Annotated in this window: 18 protein-coding genes, 1 tRNA gene and 1 riboswitch; of the genes, 13 read left to right on the top strand and 6 right to left on the bottom strand. The window is 61.7% G+C overall.

The features are described from left to right. Window positions 1–232 precede the first annotated feature (232 nt). From ATN84_RS02555 to ATN84_RS02535, 5 genes are all read left to right on the top strand, one after another. On the top strand, window positions 233–1438 hold the full coding sequence (locus tag ATN84_RS02555; protein ID WP_068879950.1) for an aspartate aminotransferase family protein: 1206 nt from the start codon (window positions 233–235) through the stop codon (window positions 1436–1438). Between the two features lie 5 nt (window positions 1439–1443). Then, on the top strand, window positions 1444–2382 hold the full coding sequence (gene argF / locus ATN84_RS02550; RefSeq protein ID WP_068880835.1) for an ornithine carbamoyltransferase: 939 nt from the start codon (window positions 1444–1446) through the stop codon (window positions 2380–2382). After that, a complete protein-coding gene (locus ATN84_RS02545) occupies window positions 2375–3409 on the top strand; it encodes an Hsp33 family molecular chaperone (RefSeq protein ID WP_068880836.1) in 1035 nt (344 codons plus the stop codon). Before argF ends, ATN84_RS02545 begins: the two co-directional genes overlap by 8 nt. 29 nt (window positions 3410–3438) lie before the next feature. Beyond that, window positions 3439–4233 carry a PhzF family phenazine biosynthesis protein gene (locus ATN84_RS02540; protein WP_068879949.1) on the top strand — a complete coding sequence of 265 codons (795 nt, stop codon included), beginning with the start codon at window positions 3439–3441 and terminating at the stop codon, window positions 4231–4233. A 132-nt stretch (window positions 4234–4365) separates the two neighbouring features. After that, window positions 4366–5304, top strand: a complete 939-nt coding sequence (locus ATN84_RS02535) for a DMT family transporter (RefSeq protein WP_068879948.1) — start codon at window positions 4366–4368, stop codon at window positions 5302–5304. Window positions 5305–5341: 37 nt separating this feature from the next. Here the strand turns inward: ATN84_RS02535 and apaG are convergent, their stop codons facing one another. After that, a complete protein-coding gene (apaG, locus tag ATN84_RS02530; protein ID WP_068879947.1) occupies window positions 5342–5734 on the bottom strand; it encodes a Co2+/Mg2+ efflux protein ApaG in 393 nt (130 codons plus the stop codon). Between the two features lie 54 nt (window positions 5735–5788). After that, window positions 5789–6982 (bottom strand): O-succinylhomoserine sulfhydrylase, encoded by a 1194-nt coding sequence (locus ATN84_RS02525; RefSeq protein WP_068879946.1) that lies wholly within the window; start codon window positions 6980–6982, stop codon window positions 5789–5791. Between the two features lie 82 nt (window positions 6983–7064). Further along, window positions 7065–7144: riboswitch (SAM riboswitch) on the bottom strand. 74 nt (window positions 7145–7218) lie between these two features. Here ATN84_RS02525 and ATN84_RS02520 point away from each other — a divergent pair. The 6 genes from ATN84_RS02520 to ATN84_RS02495 all read left to right on the top strand — a co-directional run bounded on the left by ATN84_RS02520 (window position 7219) and on the right by ATN84_RS02495 (window position 11814). Further along, complete coding sequence (locus tag ATN84_RS02520; RefSeq protein ID WP_068879945.1) at window positions 7219–8310, top strand: 2'-deoxycytidine 5'-triphosphate deaminase; 1092 nt, start codon at window positions 7219–7221, stop codon at window positions 8308–8310. Between the two features lie 80 nt (window positions 8311–8390). Further along, window positions 8391–8464, top strand: a tRNA-Gly gene (locus ATN84_RS02515). A 23-nt stretch (window positions 8465–8487) separates the two neighbouring features. Beyond that, complete coding sequence (locus tag ATN84_RS02510; protein WP_068879944.1) at window positions 8488–9489, top strand: GlxA family transcriptional regulator; 1002 nt, start codon at window positions 8488–8490, stop codon at window positions 9487–9489. 88 nt (window positions 9490–9577) lie between these two features. Further along, entirely contained in the window at window positions 9578–9844 is a 267-nt protein-coding gene (locus ATN84_RS02505) for a DUF6460 domain-containing protein (protein ID WP_068879943.1), read from the top strand. 34 nt (window positions 9845–9878) lie between these two features. Continuing rightward, window positions 9879–10364, top strand: coding sequence for a CAP domain-containing protein (locus ATN84_RS02500; RefSeq protein ID WP_425287361.1), 486 nt, complete (start codon window positions 9879–9881; stop codon window positions 10362–10364). A gap of 100 nt (window positions 10365–10464) precedes the next feature. Beyond that, complete coding sequence (locus ATN84_RS02495) at window positions 10465–11814, top strand: MATE family efflux transporter (protein WP_068879941.1); 1350 nt, start codon at window positions 10465–10467, stop codon at window positions 11812–11814. Here the strand turns inward: ATN84_RS02495 and ATN84_RS02490 are convergent. Further along, on the bottom strand, window positions 11811–12905 hold the full coding sequence (locus tag ATN84_RS02490; RefSeq protein WP_068879940.1) for a quinone-dependent dihydroorotate dehydrogenase: 1095 nt from the start codon (window positions 12903–12905) through the stop codon (window positions 11811–11813). The genes ATN84_RS02495 and ATN84_RS02490 overlap by 4 nt on opposite strands. After that, window positions 12902–13246, bottom strand: coding sequence for a DUF952 domain-containing protein (locus tag ATN84_RS02485; protein WP_153020070.1), 345 nt, complete (start codon window positions 13244–13246; stop codon window positions 12902–12904). The genes ATN84_RS02490 and ATN84_RS02485 overlap by 4 nt, the downstream gene beginning before the upstream one ends. A gap of 155 nt (window positions 13247–13401) precedes the next feature. On the opposite strand from ATN84_RS02485, the gene ATN84_RS02480 reads away from it, so the two are divergent. Then, on the top strand, window positions 13402–13815 hold the full coding sequence (locus tag ATN84_RS02480; RefSeq protein WP_425287373.1) for a hypothetical protein: 414 nt from the start codon (window positions 13402–13404) through the stop codon (window positions 13813–13815). 111 nt (window positions 13816–13926) lie between these two features. Here ATN84_RS02480 and pip read toward each other — a convergent pair whose 3' ends face one another. Next, entirely contained in the window at window positions 13927–14877 is a 951-nt protein-coding gene (gene pip, locus ATN84_RS02475) for a prolyl aminopeptidase (RefSeq protein ID WP_068879937.1), read from the bottom strand. 214 nt (window positions 14878–15091) lie between these two features. Between pip and ATN84_RS02470 the strand changes: the two genes are divergently transcribed. Beyond that, window positions 15092–15739 carry a response regulator transcription factor gene (locus tag ATN84_RS02470; protein WP_068880834.1) on the top strand — a complete coding sequence of 216 codons (648 nt, stop codon included), beginning with the start codon at window positions 15092–15094 and terminating at the stop codon, window positions 15737–15739. Between the two features lie 6 nt (window positions 15740–15745). Here the strand turns inward: ATN84_RS02470 and ATN84_RS02465 are convergent, their stop codons facing one another. Next, entirely contained in the window at window positions 15746–19243 is a 3498-nt protein-coding gene (locus tag ATN84_RS02465; RefSeq protein ID WP_068879936.1) for a PAS domain-containing hybrid sensor histidine kinase/response regulator, read from the bottom strand. Window positions 19244–19489 lie beyond the last annotated feature (246 nt).

Below are 19489 nucleotides of genomic sequence, written 5' to 3'. Positions count from 1 at the left end.
CCAACTTGGATGTTAACCACAGGGTTTTGGTGCTATCTCCAATTGAAGAGAATGTGACCGCGCCAGAACCCCGTTTCCACCAAGCCCGCTTCAATTGACATTTAGGCATTCACGCACGATATTGGAGGCCTTGAGCCGCCCTGAGGGCGGCTTTTTGATTTAGTCCGTGCGGGTTGCGCCTGGAAGATGCGATCCGCTTTACCGATAACAGGCTGATGGAGGCCCGACTGGCATGACCCATGCAACCGCGCAACCGCTTTACGATACCTATAATCGTGCCGCGTTGCGCTTCGAGCGAGGCGAGGGCGTTTGGCTGATCACGGACCAGGGCGACCGCTATCTCGATTTTGCTGCGGGCATCGCCGTCAACTCGCTCGGCCATGCGCATCCCCATCTGGTGAACGCGCTGAAGACTCAGGCCGATAAGCTCTGGCATGTGTCCAACGTCTATGAGATTCCCGATCAGGACAGACTGGGCCAGAGGTTGGTCGATAACACTTTTGCCGACAAGGTGTTCTTCACCAATTCCGGAGCGGAAGCGCTCGAATGCGCCATCAAGACTGCGCGCCGCTATCACTATGTCAACGGCCATCCCGAGCGTTATCGCATCATCACCTTCGAGGGCGCCTTCCATGGCCGCACGCTGGCGACGATCGCGGCCGGTGGTCAGGCGAAATATCTCGAGGGTTTCGGACCCAAGGTCGAGGGTTTCGACCAAGTGCCGTTTGGCGATGAAAAGGCGCTGAAGGCGGCGATCACGCCGGAGACGGCGGCCATCCTGATCGAGCCGGTGCAGGGCGAGGGTGGCCTGCGCCCGGTGCCGGAGGAGAGCCTTCGCGCGCTGCGCAAGATCTGCGATGACAACGGTCTCCTGCTCATCCTCGACGAGGTGCAGTGTGGTGTCGGCCGGACCGGCAAGTTCTTCGCCCATGAATGGGCGGGCGTCACACCTGATATCGTGGCCGTTGCCAAAGGCATCGGCGGCGGCTTTCCGATGGGCGCTTGTCTTGCGACCGCCGAAGCCGCCAAGGGCATGACCGCCGGCGTGCACGGCACGACCTATGGCGGCAATCCGCTGGCCATGGCGGTCGGCAATGCGGTGCTCGATGTGGTTTTGGCTGACGGTTTCCTCGATCATGTGCGCCAGATTGCACTCCATTTCAAACAGGGGCTTGCCTCGATCGTTGACCGCTATCCCGACGTGGTGTCGGAGGTGCGCGGACGCGGGCTGCTCATCGGGCTGAAATGCGTCGTCCCGAACACCGCGCTCATTCAGGCGCTGCGCGACGAGCATCTTTTGAGCGTCGGTGCCGGCGACAATGTGCTGCGCCTCCTGCCGCCCCTGATCGTTACGGAGGACGAGGCCCGCGAAGGCCTTGCCCGTATCGAAACCGCCTGCGAGCGGCTTTCCGTCGCCAACAAGCAGAAATCAGCGTGACGGACATGGCTATGAAACACGATCTCAGGCATTTCACCGATCTTTCCGCTGTTTCCGCGGAGGAGCTGCGGCTCATCCTCGACGATGCGCGGCTGCGCAAGGAGCGCCTCAAGGCAGGCGGGACCGAGAAGCCCTTCGCCGGCAAGGTGCTGGCGATGATCTTCGACAAGCCGTCGACGCGCACGCGCGTTTCCTTCGATGTCGCCATGCGCCAGCTCGGTGGCGAGACGATCATGTTGACCGGGTCGGAAATGCAGCTCGGCCGCAGCGAGACGATCGCTGATACCGCGAAGGTGCTGTCGCGCTATGTCGACATCATCATGATCCGCACCACCACGCATGACCGCATGATCGAGCTGGCCGAGAACGCGACTGTCCCGGTCATTAACGGGCTGACCGACGACACGCATCCCTGCCAGATCATGGCCGATGTCATGACCTATGAGGAGCATCGCGGCCCGGTGAAAGGGCGAACCTTCGCCTGGACCGGCGACGGCAACAATGTGCTTCATTCCCTGATCGAGGCGTCGGCGCGGTTCGATTTCAACCTGAATATCGCAACGCCCGAGGGCAGCGAGCCGGCCGGCGGCTATCTCGACTGGGCCAAGGCCCATGGCGGCTGCATCATGTCGACCGCCGATCCGGTAAAGGCCGTGTCGGGCGCCGATTGCATCGTCACCGATACCTGGGTTTCGATGGGGCAGGAGGACCGCGCGCGCGGTCACAATGTCTTCATGCCGTATCAGGTCAATCAGCGTCTGATGAACCATGCCAAATCGGACGCGTTGTTCATGCATTGTCTCCCCGCTCATCGCGGCGAGGAAGTGACCGACGATGTGATCGATGGTCCCCATTCGGTCGTCTTCGACGAGGCGGAAAACCGCCTTCATGCACAAAAAGCCATTCTGGCCTGGTGCCTGGAAGGAGCAGAAGCGCGTGGTTGAGATTTTCGGTAGCGGAGAGGATGCGGGGAGGGCCAGGCTGGGCGATTTCCATTTCGCCGGCGACAATGCCGTCGTGCCGTTTCAGGTCGAGGCGCTGGATGCGCGCGGCCGTGCCGTCCAGCTCGGCTCCGTTCTTAACGATATTCTCGAACGGCATGATTACCCCGAAGAGGTGGCCCGGCTCCTGGCCGAGGCCATCGTGCTCACGGTCCTGCTCGGCACGTCACTGAAATTCGAGGGCAAGTTCATCCTGCAGACACAGTCGGACGGGCCGGTCGACATGCTGGTGGTCGATTTCCGCACGCCGAAATCCGTGCGCGCCTATGCGCGCTATGACGAGGAAACGCTGGCGGAGGCGATCGACGCGGGCAATATCTCGCCGGAGGAGCTTCTGGGCCGCGGCACGATGGCGCTGACCATCGACCAGGGCGCCTATATGCAGCGCTACCAGGGCATCGTCGCCCTCGATGGCTCCAGCCTCGAGGATATCGCCCGCACCTATTTCCGTCAGTCGGAACAGATCCCGACTGATCTGCGCTTGTCCGTCGCCAAGCTCATCGAGCGTGGCGAGAACGGCAAGCCGGTCGAGCAATGGCGCGCCGGCGGACTGATCGTGCAGTTCCTGCCGGAATCCGAAGTCCGCATGCGGCAACGGGATCTTCCCGGCGGTGACGCCCCCAATGGCGACGGCGAGGATGCAGATGTCGATGAGGCGCAGTTCGAGGATGATGACTGGCTGGAGGTGAAATCGCTGGTCGGCACCATCGAAAGCTCGGAGCTGACCGATCCGCAGGTCGGCACCGAACGGCTGCTCTACCGCCTCTTCCATGAGCGCGGTGTGCGTGTTTTCCAGTCGGTGCCTGTCATCGACGATTGCTCCTGTTCGCGCGAAAAGATCCGCGACGTGCTCTCCGGCTTCACCGCCGAGGAGATCAAGGACAGCATCGAGGATGGCAAGATAGCCGTGACCTGCGAGTTCTGCTCGACGCTATACGAATTCGACCCGAAGGAATTCGAGAAGAAATAACGGTCTTTGGCAGGCGGAGCGGGAGGAATATGGCGTCGACGCTCACGATGTATCAGGTGGACGCCTTTACCGACCAGGTATTTGCCGGCAATCCGGCCGCCGTGCTGGTCCTCGATGACTGGCTGCCTGAGGGCGTGATGCAGGCCATAGCCAGCGAGAACAATCTGGCTGAAACGGCGTTCGCCCGCCCCGATGGGGCTGGCTGGGAACTCCGTTGGTTCACACCGGTCCATGAAGTGGATTTCTGCGGCCATGCCACCCTCGCGACGGCGCATATTTTGGTGACCGAATACGGCATCGACCGGGAAATGGCATTCCGAACACATGTTGGCGAACTCCGCGTTCGCCCGGTCGATGGAGGATATCGCCTTGACCTCCCCAGCTTTCCGCCGGAGCCACTGCACGAGCTTCCCGTAGCCATTGCCAAAGGCTTTGCCGACCAACAGGTAACGGGCTTCCGGAATTTCGAGAACATCTTCGTTGAATTACCGGACGAACAGGCCGTCCGTGCCTTCATTCCCGATCTCTTGAGGATTTCCGGCATCCATCCTCTGGGACTGGTCATCACCGCCAAGGGCGATGCCCATGATTTCGTCTCGCGGTATTTCGTGCCCGGCGCGGGTATACCGGAAGATCCCGTGACCGGATCGATCCATGCGACGCTCGTGCCTTACTGGGCAGTCAGACTGGGCAAACACCGTCTTTCGGCGTTTCAAGCCTCCGCGCGAGGTGGGCATCTTTCATGTGAACTGGCGGGCGGCCGTGTGCTGATCACGGGGCAGGCCGTCACCTTCATGAAGGCGGAAATCCGGCTCCCGTTGTAACCGCCTCGCTTCCGAGCGCCCGGTGCCGCTTCAAAGGAATTCGAGAAGAAATAGCGGTTCGAAAGCAAGAAACCGGTTGCACCTTCAACAATCTTCCGCGACGGTCCTGGCGTTCCATCTTTGGAGTTCGCCATGGCCGCTGCTGCTCCGGTCAATCGGCCCATGACCGCGTTCGAATGGGCCCTGCTTCTCGTTCTTTCCGTTCTTTGGGGCGGGTCGTTCTTCTTCGTCGGGGTGGCCGTGAAGGAATTGCCGCCGTTGACGATCGTCGTCTCGCGCGTTGCCCTTGCCGCTTTGGCGCTTCACCTCGTCATTCGCGTCATGGGGATGCGCCTGCCCAGGACGCGAGAGGTATGGGCTGCATTCCTTGGCATGGGCCTTCTCAACAATGTTGTCCCCTTTTGCCTCATCGTATGGGGCCAGACCCATATCGCCAGCGGTGTCGCCTCCATCCTCAATGCCACCACGCCGCTTTTCACGGTCGTCGTGGCCCATTGTCTGACTGCCGACGAGAAGATGACCGGCGGACGCCTTTTCGGCGTGCTGGCCGGATTTACAGGGGTTGCGATTATGATCGGCGGCGCGGCGCTGAACGCCTCGGGGCTCGGCGTGCTGGCGCAATTGGGCATATTGGCGGCTGCCTTGTCCTATGCCTTCGCCGGTGTTTTCGGACGCCGTTTTCGTGCGATGGGGATCGCGCCGCTTGTCACCGCGACTGGTCAGGTGACGGCATCGAGCCTTATGCTCCTGCCCTTGATGCTCATTGTGGACAGGCCCTGGGCGCTCTCCTGGCCTTCGGCCAATGCCGCAGCCGCCGTGATAGGGCTTGCCCTTCTCTCGACCGCGCTCGCCTACATCCTCTATTTCCGCATTCTCGCCACCGCCGGGGCAACCAACATCGCGCTGGTCACCTTCCTGATTCCTGTGAGCGCAATCTTCCTCGGCGTGCTGCTGCTCGGCGAAAGGCTGGAAAGCAGGCACGTCGCGGGAATGACGTTGATCGCAATCGGTCTTGCGGCCGTCGATGGCCGTGCCTGGCGCATGTTCAAGCGTGGGAGAGCACCAGCCTGATGCTGCCCATGATCGTGTCGGCAATGGGCATGGACGATCAGTTCAGCGTCCGGTGCTGGTCCGGCAGGTCGAGCGAAAAGGCGGGGATGTCAATCTCGAAGGCCCTGCCGCCTTCACCTTGCATCTGATAGCGCCCGACCATGACGCCGGACGGCGTGGTCAGCGGGCAGCCCGAGGAATATTGGAAGGAATCGCCGGGATCGAGGATCGGCTGTTCGCCGACGACACCGGGACCGCGCACTTCCTCGATATGCCCGTTCTGGTCGGTGATCTGCCAATAACGCGACCGCAACTGCACTGTTTCCTGCGAATTATTGGCGATCGTCACCCGATAGCCCCAGACATAGCGGTTTTCTTCCGGATCGGACTGGTCCTCCAGATAGAACGGTTCGACCAACACTTCGATCTGCCGCGTGACTGCGCGATACATGGAACCTCTGGCCCTGGCTGTCTTCCGCAGATATTGCGAAGCAGCGCGGATTCGTCAACCCGCGGCCTTCAGTGCCACCTCGATATCCTCGATGAGATCGTTGACGTCCTCGAGCCCCACTGAAAGCCGCAGCATCCCGTCGGTGATGCCTGCTTCCGCGCGACCTTCATCGGAAAGGTTCTTGTGCGTGGTCGTCGCCGGATGGGTGATGAGGCTCTTGGAATCGCCAAGATTGTTGGAAATCAGGATCACTTGCAGCGCATTTTCAAAGGCAAAAGCCGCTTTTTTCCCGCCTTTCAGGTCGAAAGCGATGAGTGTCGATCCGCCGCTCATCTGCTTTGCGATAATGTCGGCCTGCGGATGGTCGGCCCGCCCGGGATAGATCACGCGGGCCACATTGGGATGCTCGGCCAGGAAATCGGCGAGCTTGCCTGCGCTGTCGGTCTGCTGGTGCACGCGTAGCGGCAGGGTTTCGAGGCCCTTGAGAAGCGTCCACGCGTTGAACGGGCTCAAGCCCGGGCCGGTGTGGCGGAAATAATCATGCAGGTTTTCGTCGATCCATTCCTTATCGGAAAGGATCACGCCGCCGAGGCAGCGGCCCTGGCCGTCTATGTGCTTGGTCGCGGAATAGACGACGATGTGGGCGCCGAGTTCCAGCGGCTTCTGGAAGAGCGGCGTGGCGAAGACATTGTCGACGATCAGCTTCGCACCAACCGAATTGGCGATCGCGGCCACCTTGGCGATATCCACCACCTCAAGCGTCGGATTGGTCGGGCTTTCCAGGAAAAGCGCCTTCGTGTTGGGGCGGATCGCCTGTTCCCAGTTCTCGATCTTGGAGCCGTCGATCAGTGTGAAATCGACGCCGTATTTCGGCAAAAGGGTTTCAATGACGTAGCGGCAGGAGCCGAAGAGGGCGCGGGCGGCGAGCACGTGATCGCCCGCCCTGACCTGGCACAATATGGCGGCCGCGACCGCGGCCATGCCGGAGGCGGTAGCACGCGCATCTTCCGCGCCTTCGAGCACGCACATGCGCTTTTCGAACATGTCGGTGGTCGGGTTGGCATAGCGCGAATAGATGAAGCCTGGCTCCTCGCCCTTGAAGCGCGCCTCCGCCGCTTCCGCCGAGTCATAGACAAAGCCCTGCGTCAGGAAGATCGCCTCGGATGTCTCGCCGAAGGGCGAGCGCAGCGTGCCGCCATGGACGAGTTGCGTTGCGGGGCGGAAATTGCGTGTCGTCTTCTTCGTCATCTGTCCACCTGCCAAAATTTGGCCTGCTCGGTCCGTGACCAGCCAGCCAATAAAAAACCGGCCCTGCGAAAACGCAAAAGGCCGGTCCGGGACCGCGGCCTCTTTTAGCGAATTCTTTAACGTGGCTGCAAGCCGGCCGGCCAAATCACCACGGGATAAGGATGCTTTAGTCCTCTTCTCCGCTTGCGTCAATCGCCGGGCGCGTTAAACGTTTACCGAAATTTTTGAGGCTAGGCATGACAAGACGTGAAGCGGGAATATTGGCCGACGCGGATATAGCGGCATTGTTCGAAAGCGGTGCGCTTGCCGCTCCCAAGGCGCTCGATCCGGACCAGATACAGCCGGCGAGCCTCGATTTGCGACTTGGGGCCAAGGCCTACCGCGTCCGCGCGTCCTTCATGCCTGGGCCCGGCACGCCCGTCATTGAAAAACTCGACCGGCTGAAGCTGCACGAGATCGACCTGACGGCGGGGGCGGTTCTTGAAACCGGCTGCGTCTATATCGTGCCGCTTCTGGAAGCGCTTGCGCTGCCTGCCGATCTCTCGGCTTCAGCTAATCCGAAAAGCTCCACCGGGCGGCTCGACATCTTCACCCGCGTCATCGCCGACGGGGCGCAGGAATTCGACAAGGTGCCGGCGGGCTATCACGGCCCGCTCTATCTCGAAGTCAGTCCCAGGACATTCCCCATCGTCGCGCGCACCGGCTCGCGCCTGTCGCAGATCCGTTTCCGCAAGGGCCGCGCCCAGCTCGGCGAGGACGAACTTGCCGCGCTCCATGTGGCGGAAACGCTGGTGGCATCCGAAACGCCGAATATCACCGGCGGCGGCATCGCGCTTTCCATCGATTTGACGGGCGGCAAGGACGGGCTCGTCGGCTATCGCGGCAAGCATCACACGGCGGTCATCGATGTCGACAAGCGCGCAGCGCATGATGTGCTGGATTTCTGGGAGCCGCTCTATGATCGCGGCAGTGGCGAACTGGTGCTCGACCCCGATGAATTCTATATCCTCGTCTCGCGCGAGGCGGTGCACGTGCCGCCGCTTTATGCGGCCGAGATGACCCCCTTCGATCCGCTCGTCGGCGAGTTCCGCGTCCATTATGCCGGTTTTTTCGATCCGGGCTTCGGCCACACGGCGGCCGGCGGCACGGGCAGCCGCGCGGTGCTGGAAGTGCGCAGCCATGAGGTGCCGTTCATCCTGGAGCATGGCCAGATCGTCGGGCGGTTGGTCTATGAGCACATGCTGGAACGCCCCAAAGCGCTCTACGGCGCCGATCTCGGCTCGCATTATCAGGCGCAGGGGCTGAAGCTCTCGAAACATTTTCGTTGAGAGCGCACCGAACCTTGCGTTACGCCGCTTGACAATGGCAGGGCCGTGGGGCGATCTAGACAGCGCTTAGCGTGCGCGACGCGGGTATGATGTAATGGTAGCCTGTCAGCTTCCCAAGCTGAACGCGCGGGTTCGATTCCCGCTACCCGCTCCAATTGCCGCTGCAGCAGGACCTGCATGAAACGGGATAGCAAGCCGGCCGATATGGCGGAGATCAGCGCAATCAACAGGCGCTTGAGCGTCGGCATCATCGTCCTGCCGGGGTTCACGCTCTCCGCGCTGAGCCTGTTTCTCGATCCGTTCCGCCTCGCTGCCGACGATCGCGACAAGAGCCGCCAGATTCGCTGCGCCTGGAAGATCTGTACCCTGACCGGCGATCCCGTGCTTTCGAGCTCGGGCGTTGCGGTCGAGCCGACGGCGCCGCTCGGCGCGCTCGATGAATGCGATTATCTAGTCGTGGTGGGCGGTGTGCTGCCGCATTATCGTCCCGGTCAGAACACGCTGATCGAACTGCTTAAGCGAGCCGACCGGCGCGGCAGGACTGTCATCGGCTTGTGCACGGCGGCCTTCATCGTTGCCGAGGCTGGGCTGCTGGCCGACCGCAATTGCTGCGTCAACTGGTTTCACAGGGACGATTTCATGGAGCTGTTCGACGGCTTCCTGGCCGATACGACCAGCCTTTTCCATCGAAGCGGCAGGCATTTCACCTGCGCCGGTGGGCTGGGCGCCGCATCGCTTGCCCTCTCCATCATCCAGGCGGAAATTTCCGAGGAACTGGCGCGCAAAAGCGCTTCGATCCTGATGTTCCCCTATGAGCTGCTCACTTCGGAGCAGCCGGCGCTCAGTTTCAACGGCGTCCGCTCGCCGCTGATCCGCAAGGCGATCCGCGTTTTCGAGGAGACGCTGGAAGATCCGGTGCCGATGACCGAAGTGGCCCGCCGTCTCGGAGTCTCCGCCCGCCAGATGGAGCGGACGTTTCGCAACGCAATCGGCAAAACCGCATTTCAGGTGCGGGAGGAACTGCGGGTGAAACGGGCAAAGGAGCTGCTGGCAACCACGGACATGTCGCTGCTCGATGCGGCGATCGCCAGCGGGTTCACCGATACGCGCAGCATGAATCGTTCTTTCCTCCGCCAGAAACAGAACCCGCCCAAGACCTATCGCAACAATCGAAGCTGAGATCGCCCCGGCGCTCGTCGAACGTGTTTCCGCCTTGCATACGCTGGTTTCAACGCATATCTCTGCCTTTCCAGATCAGGAGATGCGCATGTCTGACAGAATCAACCGTTTTCTCGGCGATACGCCTGCTCGCGTGATCGTGAAGCTCGTTCTCGTTTCGCTGGTCGTCGGCGTCGTCATGCATACGTTCGACTGGTCGCCCTACGACCTATTGTGGGGCGTCCGCGATTTCTTCCTGCAGCTCTGGAACATGGGTTTCTCTGCGATCGTGCGCTTCGCCGATTACCTGTTGCTTGGTGCAGCGGTCGTCATTCCCGCCTTCATTTTGCTCAGAATCATAAGCTATCGACGCTGAACATTGCTCTTTGCGCACAATGTCCGGAAGCACGATGACGATGCATGGTTCTGATTTAAGCCGGCGGAAGTTTCTGATGCTCGCTGGCGGGGCGTTGGTCTTTGCCGCCGCGCCCTCGCTGTTGTTCGCATCCGAAGCGGAGGCTGCTGAAGACCCGACGGCGCTCTTCAACGTCATCCGTAAGCAGCACGGGCTGCCGCCGGTCGATACCGATGCGAGGCTGGAACAGGCCGCGCTCTACCAGGCGAAGCGCATGGCGAGCCGCGGCAAGATCGGCCACAGCGTCGGCTGGGGCAATGGCTTCGTCGCGCGGCTGCGACAGGCCGGGATTCGCGGCCCCGCGGCGGAAAACGTTGCGGCCGGCCAGCGCAGCACGACGGAGGTCTTCGATGCCTGGATGAAATCGCCGGGCCATCGCAAGAACATGCTCGATCGGGAATTCCGCCACTACGGCCTCGCCTGGGCGACGCCCGCCGACAAGCCGCGCTATATCTATTGGGCCATGGTGCTGGGCCTTTAGCGGTTTGTCAGCAGGCTTTTGGCCTATCGGCGAAACCGCTTGGCGCTCGCCGGCGTTGGTGGCATAGGTTCTGCGATCGGAACTTGCGAGCGCTTCCTTCATGCATGGTCCCCAGGAACATAACGCTACGGCGCGCCCGCGTCCGTTCGATGTGACGCATCGCATGGTGATGGCGATCGCCATCCCCATGACGCTGGCGGCGGTGACGACACCGCTGCTCGGCGTCGTCGACACGGCGGTCATCGGCCAGTATGGCAGGGCGGAACTGATTGGCGGTCTCGCCATCGGTGCGTTGGTTTTCGATTTCCTGCTGTCGACCTTCAATTTCCTGCGCTCCGGCACCACCGGCCTCGTCGCCCAGGCGATGGGGCGGGGCGATTTGAAGGAGGAGCAGGCGGTCTTCTGGCGGGCTTTCATCATCGCCGTTGCGACCGGCCTGCTAATGCTCCTGTGCCTGCCGCTGGTCGTCAAGGGCGCAATCTGGTTCATGGACCCGGAACCGGCCATCGCCGAGGCGATGACCACCTATGTCGTGATCCGCATGGTTTCGGCACCGGTGGCGCTCATCAATTATGCCATTCTCGGCCTGGTGCTGGGACGTGGCGAAGGAGTGCTCGGCCTCGCCCTGCAATTCCTGTTGAACGGGATCAACATCGCCATGTCGATCACCCTCGGCCTCTTGCTCGGATGGGGCGTCGCCGGCGTTGCCTGGGGCACCGTGACGGGAGAGACCATCGCCGCCCTGGTCGGCATGGTCATCGTGATCAGGAAATTCCGCACCGCACCGCTGCCCGGCCGTGGCCGCATTTTCGATACAGCGGGCATGATCCGCATGTTCGCCGTCAATCGCGACATCATGATCCGCTCCATCCTGCTCCTGACGGCGTTCTCCTTCTTCACCCGTGCGAGCGCGGAACTGGGCCCGGTCGTGCTTGCCGCCAACGCCGTCCTGATGAATTTCTTTCTGGTGGCGGGCTTTTTCCTCGATGGCATCGCCGCAGCGGCGGAGCAGATTTCCGGCCGTGCGGTCGGTGCGCGCTACCGTCCGGCATTCATGCGCGGGGCAAAGCTCACCTTCTTGTGGGGCGTGTTGCTGGCTGCCTGTGTCGCCCTGTTTTTCACGGTGCTCGGCAATCCGATCGTGCGGCTCATGACCAACGCCGCCGATGTCCGCGAGGTGGCGGCCGCCTATCTGCCCTGGGCTGCACTGACGGCGCTGACCGGGCTTCTCGCCTTTCATATGGATGGGGTCTATATCGGCGCCACATGGTCTCGCGACATGCGCAATATGATGGTGCTGTCGCTCATCGCCTTCTTTGCCGTGCTTTATGCCGTAAAGCCCATGGACAACCACGGATTATGGCTTGCGATCAATTTCTTCCTGTCGATCCGCGGCGTCACGCTTCTCGCCATGCTGCCGCGCCGGCTGAGGACGGAATTTGGATATTAGGCGGGGATAGGCTTTGCCGCCCATTGCTCCATATCGCGGTCGCGCAATTCGCGGATGTTCTTCACGCCTTCGCGCTTAAGCCGCTGCGACAGATCTTTGATGATTTCGCCGGGCAGTCCCGGACCGCGATAGATCAGACCCGTATAGAGCTGGACGAGGTCAGCGCCGGCCCGGATCTTGGCAAGCGTGGTATCGGCGCTGTCGATGCCACCGACGCCGATAAGAGGCAGGTCGGGGCCGATTTTCTTGCGCATCTTGGCGAGCACGATGGTCGAACGCTCGAAGAGCGGTGAGCCGGAAAGGCCGCCGGTCTCGCCGGTATTCTTCGTGCTCTTGAGCCCCGTTCGCGACAGCGTGGTGTTGGAGATGATCAGCCCGTCGAGCGGATGCGCCTTCACCTCTGCCGCGATATCGTCCAGCCCTTCCTCCGTCAGGTCGGGGGCGATCTTCAGGAAGACGGGCCGCACGATGCTGGATTTCGCCGCCTCGTCGTCTCGAGCCTTCAGCACCTGGGCGAGCAGCTCGCGCAGGCTTTCCCGCGCCTGCAGGTCGCGCAGGCCCGGCGTATTGGGCGAGGAGATATTGGCGGTGAAATAGCTGGCGAGCGGATAAAACCGGCGGATGCCGGCGACATAATCGGCGATACGGTCAGCCGAGTCCTTGTTCGCGCCGATATTGACCCCGACGATCCCAGCCTTCTTGCTCCGACGGACAAGCCGCTCGAACGCCGCCTCATGGCCTTCATTGTTGAAGCCGAGACGGTTGATCACCGCCCGGTCCTCTATCAGCCGGAAGATGCGCGGACGCTGATTGCCGCTCTGCGGCAGCGGAGTCAGCGTGCCCACCTCGGCAAAGCCGAAGCCAAGCTTCAGGAGTTCGTCCGGGATTTCGGCATTCTTGTCATAACCCGCGGCCATGCCGAGCGGATTGGGGAAGGTGAGGCCGGCAACCGTCACGGCCAGCACCGGATCGCTGTTGCTGCCGCATGAGAATATCCCGCTCTTCAGCGCCGCGATCGAGAGCCCATGCGCCTGCTCGGGGTCAAGCGTGAAGAGGGCACGGCGGCCGAATGTCTCGAAAAGCCCGCTCATTGCTCCAGCTCCGGAAACTGGTGCGTACCATCGGGTCCGAGCGGCAGCGGCTTTGTCCAGCGCACCGCGGCAAGCGGCAGGTCGCCGTAGAGATGCGGGAACAGCGCTCCGCCGCGCGAAACCTCATATTTAAGCGCATCGCCAAGCCGCTCCGCATCAATGGCGACAAGAAGCAGATCGTCCTGGCCGGCGAAATGCTTGGCCGCCGTTTCACGCACCTGCTCGGCGGTTGAAAAATGGATGAAGCCATCGGCGATATCGACGGGCGCGCCGGTGAAGGTGCCTGCCTTTTCAGCCGCCCGCCACAATGCGCGGGGCGCGATCTTGTAGATTGTTGCCATGCCCATGCTCTAGTGGGAAACGCCGGATACGAAAAGCAAAACATCCGCCGGCGCACATGATTTTCACATATCCGACGGGATTCCGGCATAATAAGAGAAAGAAAGTCGATTGCACGGGAGTAACTGCTATGACAGCGCTGAAATCTTGCCTGCCGATGATGGCTCTGGCGGCCTTGCTGGTCGGGCCTGACGTCGCCAATTCACAGGAGGCCGGGCGCTACACTATGGAGAAGACGGACAAGGGGTATGTCCGGCTCGACACCAGGACCGGCGATGTCTCGGTTTGCGCCGAGCAGTCGGGTCAGATGGTGTGCAAAATGGCGGCCGACGACCGCCGCGCCTATGAAGACGACCTCGCCTCGCTCAATGAGCGGGTGAAGAAGCTAGAGGAGCAGGTGGCCGCCTATGGCAAGCTGCCGCCGGTGGTGCGCGACACACTCCCCTCCGAGGAGGAATTCGAGAAGACCATGAGCTATATGGAGCGCTTTTTCCGTCGCTTCATGGATATCGTGAAAAGCTTCGACGGCGGATCGGACGGAGCGAACGATCCGGTGCCGGACAGGACGTGATGGAGGGGAGTAAGGAATAGGGGAATAGGGTGGACCTCCTCGGAGGAATCAGGTTCTGTTCCCTTACTCCCTTACTCCCTTACTCCCTTACTCCCTTACTCCCTTACTCCCTTAAGCAAACCGCCGCGTCGCCTCGACCAGCTCGTGCACGATGCCGGGTTCGGTGACCGCATGGCCGGCATCTTCGACGATGTGCAGCTCGGCCTCCGGCCATACCTTCTTCAACTGCCAGGCATTGATGAACGGCGTGCACATGTCGTAGCGGCCATGCACGATCACGCCGGGGATATGGCGGATGCGCTCGACGTTGCGCAGGAGATGGTCGTCGCTGTCGAAGAAGCCGCGATTCTGGAAATAGTGACATTCGATGCGGGCGAAGGCGATGGCGTAATTGTCCTCGCCGAAGGCATTCTCGCGCTCGGGATCGGGCAGCAGTGACAGGGCGGAGCCTTCCCAGCGCGCCCATTTGCGCGCCGCCTCGATCTGCACCTTGGGATCGGGGTCGGTCAGGCGCTTGTAATAGGCGGCGATCATGTCGCCACGTTCCGCCTCTGGGATATGTTCCTGATAGGCCTCGAAACGGTCGGGATAGACGATGCTCGCGCCGTTGGAATAGAACCAGTCGATCTCGAACCGGCGGATCATGAAGATGCCGCGCAGGATGAGTTCGCTGACGCGGTCGGGATGCGTCTGTGCATAGGCGAGCGCCAGCGTAGAGCCCCATGAGCCGCCGAAGACCTGCCATTTGTCGACGCCGAGATGCTCGCGGATGCGCTCCATGTCGGCCACCAGGTCCCAGGTCGTGTTCTCGCGCAGCTCCGCATGCGGCGTCGAGCGGCCGCAGCCGCGCTGGTCGAACAGGATGATGCGATACCGCTCGGGATCGTGCAGGCGGCGCATGGCCGGGGTGATGCCGCCGCCCGGGCCCCCATGGACCATGATCACGGGCTTGCCGTCCGGGTTGCCGCATTCCTCGATATGGATGGTGTGCAGATCGGAGACGGGAAGCATCTCGTCACGGTGGGCCGAAATCTCGGGATAAAGCGTGTTAAACGTCGTCATTCGGGACCTTTTTATCGTTTTTTCAGGAAACAAAGGTGTTTCCATCATGGCCATTCCTATAGCACAATAAGGCCAGACGGCGGCAGGTCGATTTGACCGGCCTGTTTATAACGCTCTTTTCGATAGCCGGCTTGAAAAACGTAGACAAAAACAATCTAGTCGCTTCGAAGAGGGTTTGCCGCAATCTGCTGGGGAGAAGCGCGGTGCCATGGAATTGAAATTCATTATCGCGGATGATCATCCGTTGTTCCGCGGCGCATTGCGGCAGGCGCTGACCCAAAAGTCCAGGAAAGCGGATATCGTCGAGGCGGGCGATTTCGACACCGTCAAGAAGCTCATTCTTGAAGCAGGCGATATCGATCTTCTCCTGCTCGACCTCACCATGCCGGGGGTGAGCGGCCTTTCGGGTCTGGTCACGCTGAAGGCGATCCAGCCGGCTCTTCCGATCATGATCGTTTCGGCGACGGATGATCCGGCGACGATCAGGCGTGCTCTCGAACTCGGCGCTTCCGGTTTCATTTCCAAATCCGCCAGTATGGAAACCATCAACAAGGCGGTCAGCGCCGTTCTGGCCGGCGACATATGGGCGCCGCAGGAGATCGATCTGGGAAGCGAGCCCGATCCCGAGATATCGGATCTGATCAGCCGCATTCGCACGCTGACGCCGCAGCAGACCCGCGTCCTGTCGATGCTGGCCGAAGGGCTTCTCAACAAGCAGATCGCCTATGAGCTGAGCGTCTCGGAGGCGACCATCAAGGCGCACGTGTCGGCGGTCCTGCAAAAGCTCGGCGTCGACAGCCGCACGCAAGCCGTCATCCGCCTGTCGAAGATCGGCAGCGACAGCTTTCAGGCACTCAGCTGATTTTCACTACTCCGCCGCTGCTCGCGCCTGCCCATGATGGTGCGACAGGAGCGTGCGCAGCGCTGCCGGCTTCACCGGCTTGTGGAGCACTGCCACGCCATCCTCCTGAGCGCGCAGCCGCACCTCGTTGGATCGGTCCGCCGTGACGAGGACAGCCGGCACTTTCTCTTTGAAATATTCACGGGCGTAGCCGATCATGTCGAGGCCGTTTTCCCCGTTGAGATGGTAGTCGGCGAGGATGATATCTGGAGCCATGGCCGCGCCGGAGCAGAAGGCCTTGAGTTCCGCGCCGCCGCGGGCGGTTGCCACATGGCATCCCCAGCCGCCGAGCAATATCTCCATGCCGGAGAGGATGCGCTCGTCATTATCGATGCAGAGAACCGTGATCCCGTTGAGCTCGTTCGAGCGGCCGGGTCCCGGCCGCGCCTGCGAAGCCGAAGCAGGCAGGGGCTGCTGTAGGACCGGTAGGTGAACGGAGAAACGCGTCCCCTTGCCGGGCACGGAGCCGAGATTCAGCGGCAGAGCCAGCACCCTGGCAATCCGGTCGACGATGGAAAGCCCCAATCCCAGCCCCTCGGCTTCCCGAATACCTTCGTCGAGCCGGGTGAACTCGCGGAACACCGATTGCAGCTTGTTGGCCGGAATGCCGATGCCGGTATCGATCACCTGCAGGTCGACTGCGTCGCCGCGCCGCCTCACACCCAGGAGCACGCTGCCGCTGCGGCTGTATTTGATGGAGTTCGACACCAGGTTCTGCACCAGCCGGCGCAGGAGGTTGCGGTCCGTCTCCACCACGACGCTGCTCGGCACGACGCGAAGCTTCAGCCCCTTTTTCATGGCCAATGGTTCGAAATCGGTGGCGATCTGCTTCATCAGCTCGTCGAGCCGGAATACCGAGATGTGCGGCTTCAAAGCGCCCGTGTCGAGACGCGATATGTCGAGAACGGCGCCGAGAATGGCTTCGACCGATTCAAGTGATGAATCGATGTTCCGGGCAAGGCCGCTCGCCTCGGAGCGTCTCAGCCGTTCCGTCAGGGCGGAACTATAGAGGCGTGCCGCGTTGAGCGGCTGCAGGATATCGTGCCCGACCGCCGCGAGAAAGCGCGTCTTGCCCAGATTGGCCTCCTCGGCGACGGCGCGGGCCTTGGCGAGCTCGCTGTTGACATGCGTCAGCTCCACCGTGCGCTCCGACACGCGCTGTTCCAGCGTCTCATTGATCCGCTTCAGCGCATTGGCCGCCTCGACGGCGATGGTGATGTCCGTATAGGTGGCGACGATCCCGCCGTCGGGCATGGGGTTGGAGCGGATCTCGAGGATGCGACCGCTCGATTTCAGGTCGATGCGCCATGGCTGCCGGAACGTGGTGAAGTTGCGCATGATATTGGCAACATTGCCTGTCGCGATATCGCCGCGCCGGGCAAGATGCTCGATGATCTCCGAAAGCGGCGTGCCCACCTGCCCGAATTCGTCCGGCAGGTCGGTGAGCAGGCGGAACTGCCGGTTCCAGCAGGTGAGCCGGAAATCCTTGTCGAGAACCGTGATGCCCTGTTCCATCTGGTCGAGCGCGATCTGCAACAGGCCGCGGTTCTGCTGCAGCGCTTCGGAGGCATCGTCGAGAAGGCGCAGGGCGCTGCGCGTCGTACTGTCGTTGCGCTGCAGGAGAAGTGAAAGCACGAGGCGCGCGGAAGACGAGCCGACGGCGCTGCCGAGCAATTGCTCGGCATAGCGGATGACCCCCATGTCGGCGGGTGCGTTGCCCACCAGCGTCCGGTTTTCGCGCAGTTCGAAACTGTGGAACGAGCGCTCCACCCGCTCCGCGCCGAGATAGCGCGCGATCGTCGCTTTCAGTTCGTCGACGGTGACCGTCGTGCGGAAGCGTCGGAGCGTCGGCACCGCCATGATGTCACGCGGCATGAACACGGTCGCCTGGATGCGCTCGAGCGGCGTTGCATGCCTGGAGAGCGAGCCGAGGATGTAGAACAGCGTGTTTGTGGCAAGGCTCCAGATGACGCCATTGGTCAACGGGAACGCGTCCGTTCCGAAAAGCGCCTGTGGGCGGAGCGCCGCGATGCCGAACAGTCCATCGCGCAATATGGCCGCATCGGGTGGCGCCAATGTCGGCAGGAGCAGCGTATAGGCCCAGACGGCGAAGCCGGAGGTCATGCCCAGCACGGCGCCGCGCGCATTCGCGCCGCGCCAGATCAGGCCTCCGAGAAGGGCGGGGGCAAACTGGGCGATCGCCGCGAATGAGATGAGGCCGATCGAAGACAGGCGGATATCGTTCGCCGCCCCGCGATAATAAATGAAGGAGATGAAGAGGATGACGATGATCGTGGCGCGTCGCGTATAGAGGATGACGCGTGTCAGGTCCTGGCTTTCGGTATTGTTGTCATGGATGAAGTGCTTGATGAACAGCGGCAGCAGCAGGTGATTGGAGATCATGACCGAGAGCGCCACGCAGGCGACGATGACCATCGCCGTTGCCGCCGACAGCCCGCCGACGAAGGCGATCAGCGCCAGGAGATGCGAGTCGGCGGCAAGCGGCAGCGCCAGCACGTAGAGATCGGCATTGGTTCCTTCGCCGAGCGTGACGACGCCGGCAAGGGCGATCGGCAGGACGAAAAGATTGATGAGCACGAGATAGGCCGGAAAGAGCCAGATCGCAGTGCGCAGTTCCTCCTCGCTCCTGTTCTCGACGACCGCGACATGGAACTGGCGCGGCAGCATCAGGATCGCCGTCGCGCTGAGCAGGGTCTGCACGATCCAGGTGCCCACCGATGTCTGGTAGTTCAGGGCCTTTGAAGCCGCTGCATTCTGCGCCACGGCATCTGCGAGATCGAAGGGATTGCCGAAGAGGTAGAAGGTGCAGGCAAAGCCGACCGCCAGAAACGCGCAGAGCTTGATGACCGACTCGAGCGCAACGGCGAGAATGAGGCCGTCCTGATGCTCCGTGGCATCGGTATGCCGCGTGCCGAACAGAATGGCGAAGACCGCCAATACGCAGGCCACCGGCAGCGAGACATCGCTGAAGATGTAGTCGATCGGATCGAAAGACTGGCCGTAATGCGAAACCACCAGGTCGACGGTGCCGGATACGGCCTTCAACTGTAGCGCGATATAGGGCAGGGCGCCCACGGTGGCGATGCAGGTTGCGAGCGATGCGACGGCAAAACTCTTGCCGTAGCGGGCAGCAAGGAAATCGGCGATCGAGGTGATGCGCTCCGCCTTGGCAAGCCGCACGATATGGCGCACCAGCCTGTGTCCGAGCGTGAAGACCAGGATCGGGCCGATATAGATGCCGAGGAACTCCAGCCCTCGCTCGGATGCGACGCCGACCGAGCCGAAAAAGGTCCATGAGGTGCAATAGACGGCGAGGCTGAGTGCATAGACATAGGGGCGCGGCTGGCTTCCCCAGCGCTGGGCGCGTCTGTCCCCCACGCTCGCCACCCCGAAGAGCAGGAGCAGATAGAGAAACGCGATACCGATGATGCCCCAACCCTGCATGGGGTATCCAGCCTCCCACATTTATCAAGTCGTGAACGCCTGTTCTGATGCTGTTATGTGTTCACGATATGAAGCAATCACGTTCGGCTATTGCGTGCAAGATGGTATTGAAAGCCTGTCCGGGATGTTTTTTCCTTCCGCTCATCTCGTTTTCGCCTACAGCGCCGTGCGTCCGTTAGGACGCACAAAGGACGCTGTAAGTTATTGAATCTACGCTATCCAAGCTTTCTGAAAATCGATTCCGAT

The organism is Paramesorhizobium deserti (assembly GCF_001558695.1).
Lineage (GTDB): Bacteria > Pseudomonadota > Alphaproteobacteria > Rhizobiales > Rhizobiaceae > Paramesorhizobium > Paramesorhizobium deserti.
This window is presented reverse-complemented; position numbering and strand designations above follow the sequence as displayed.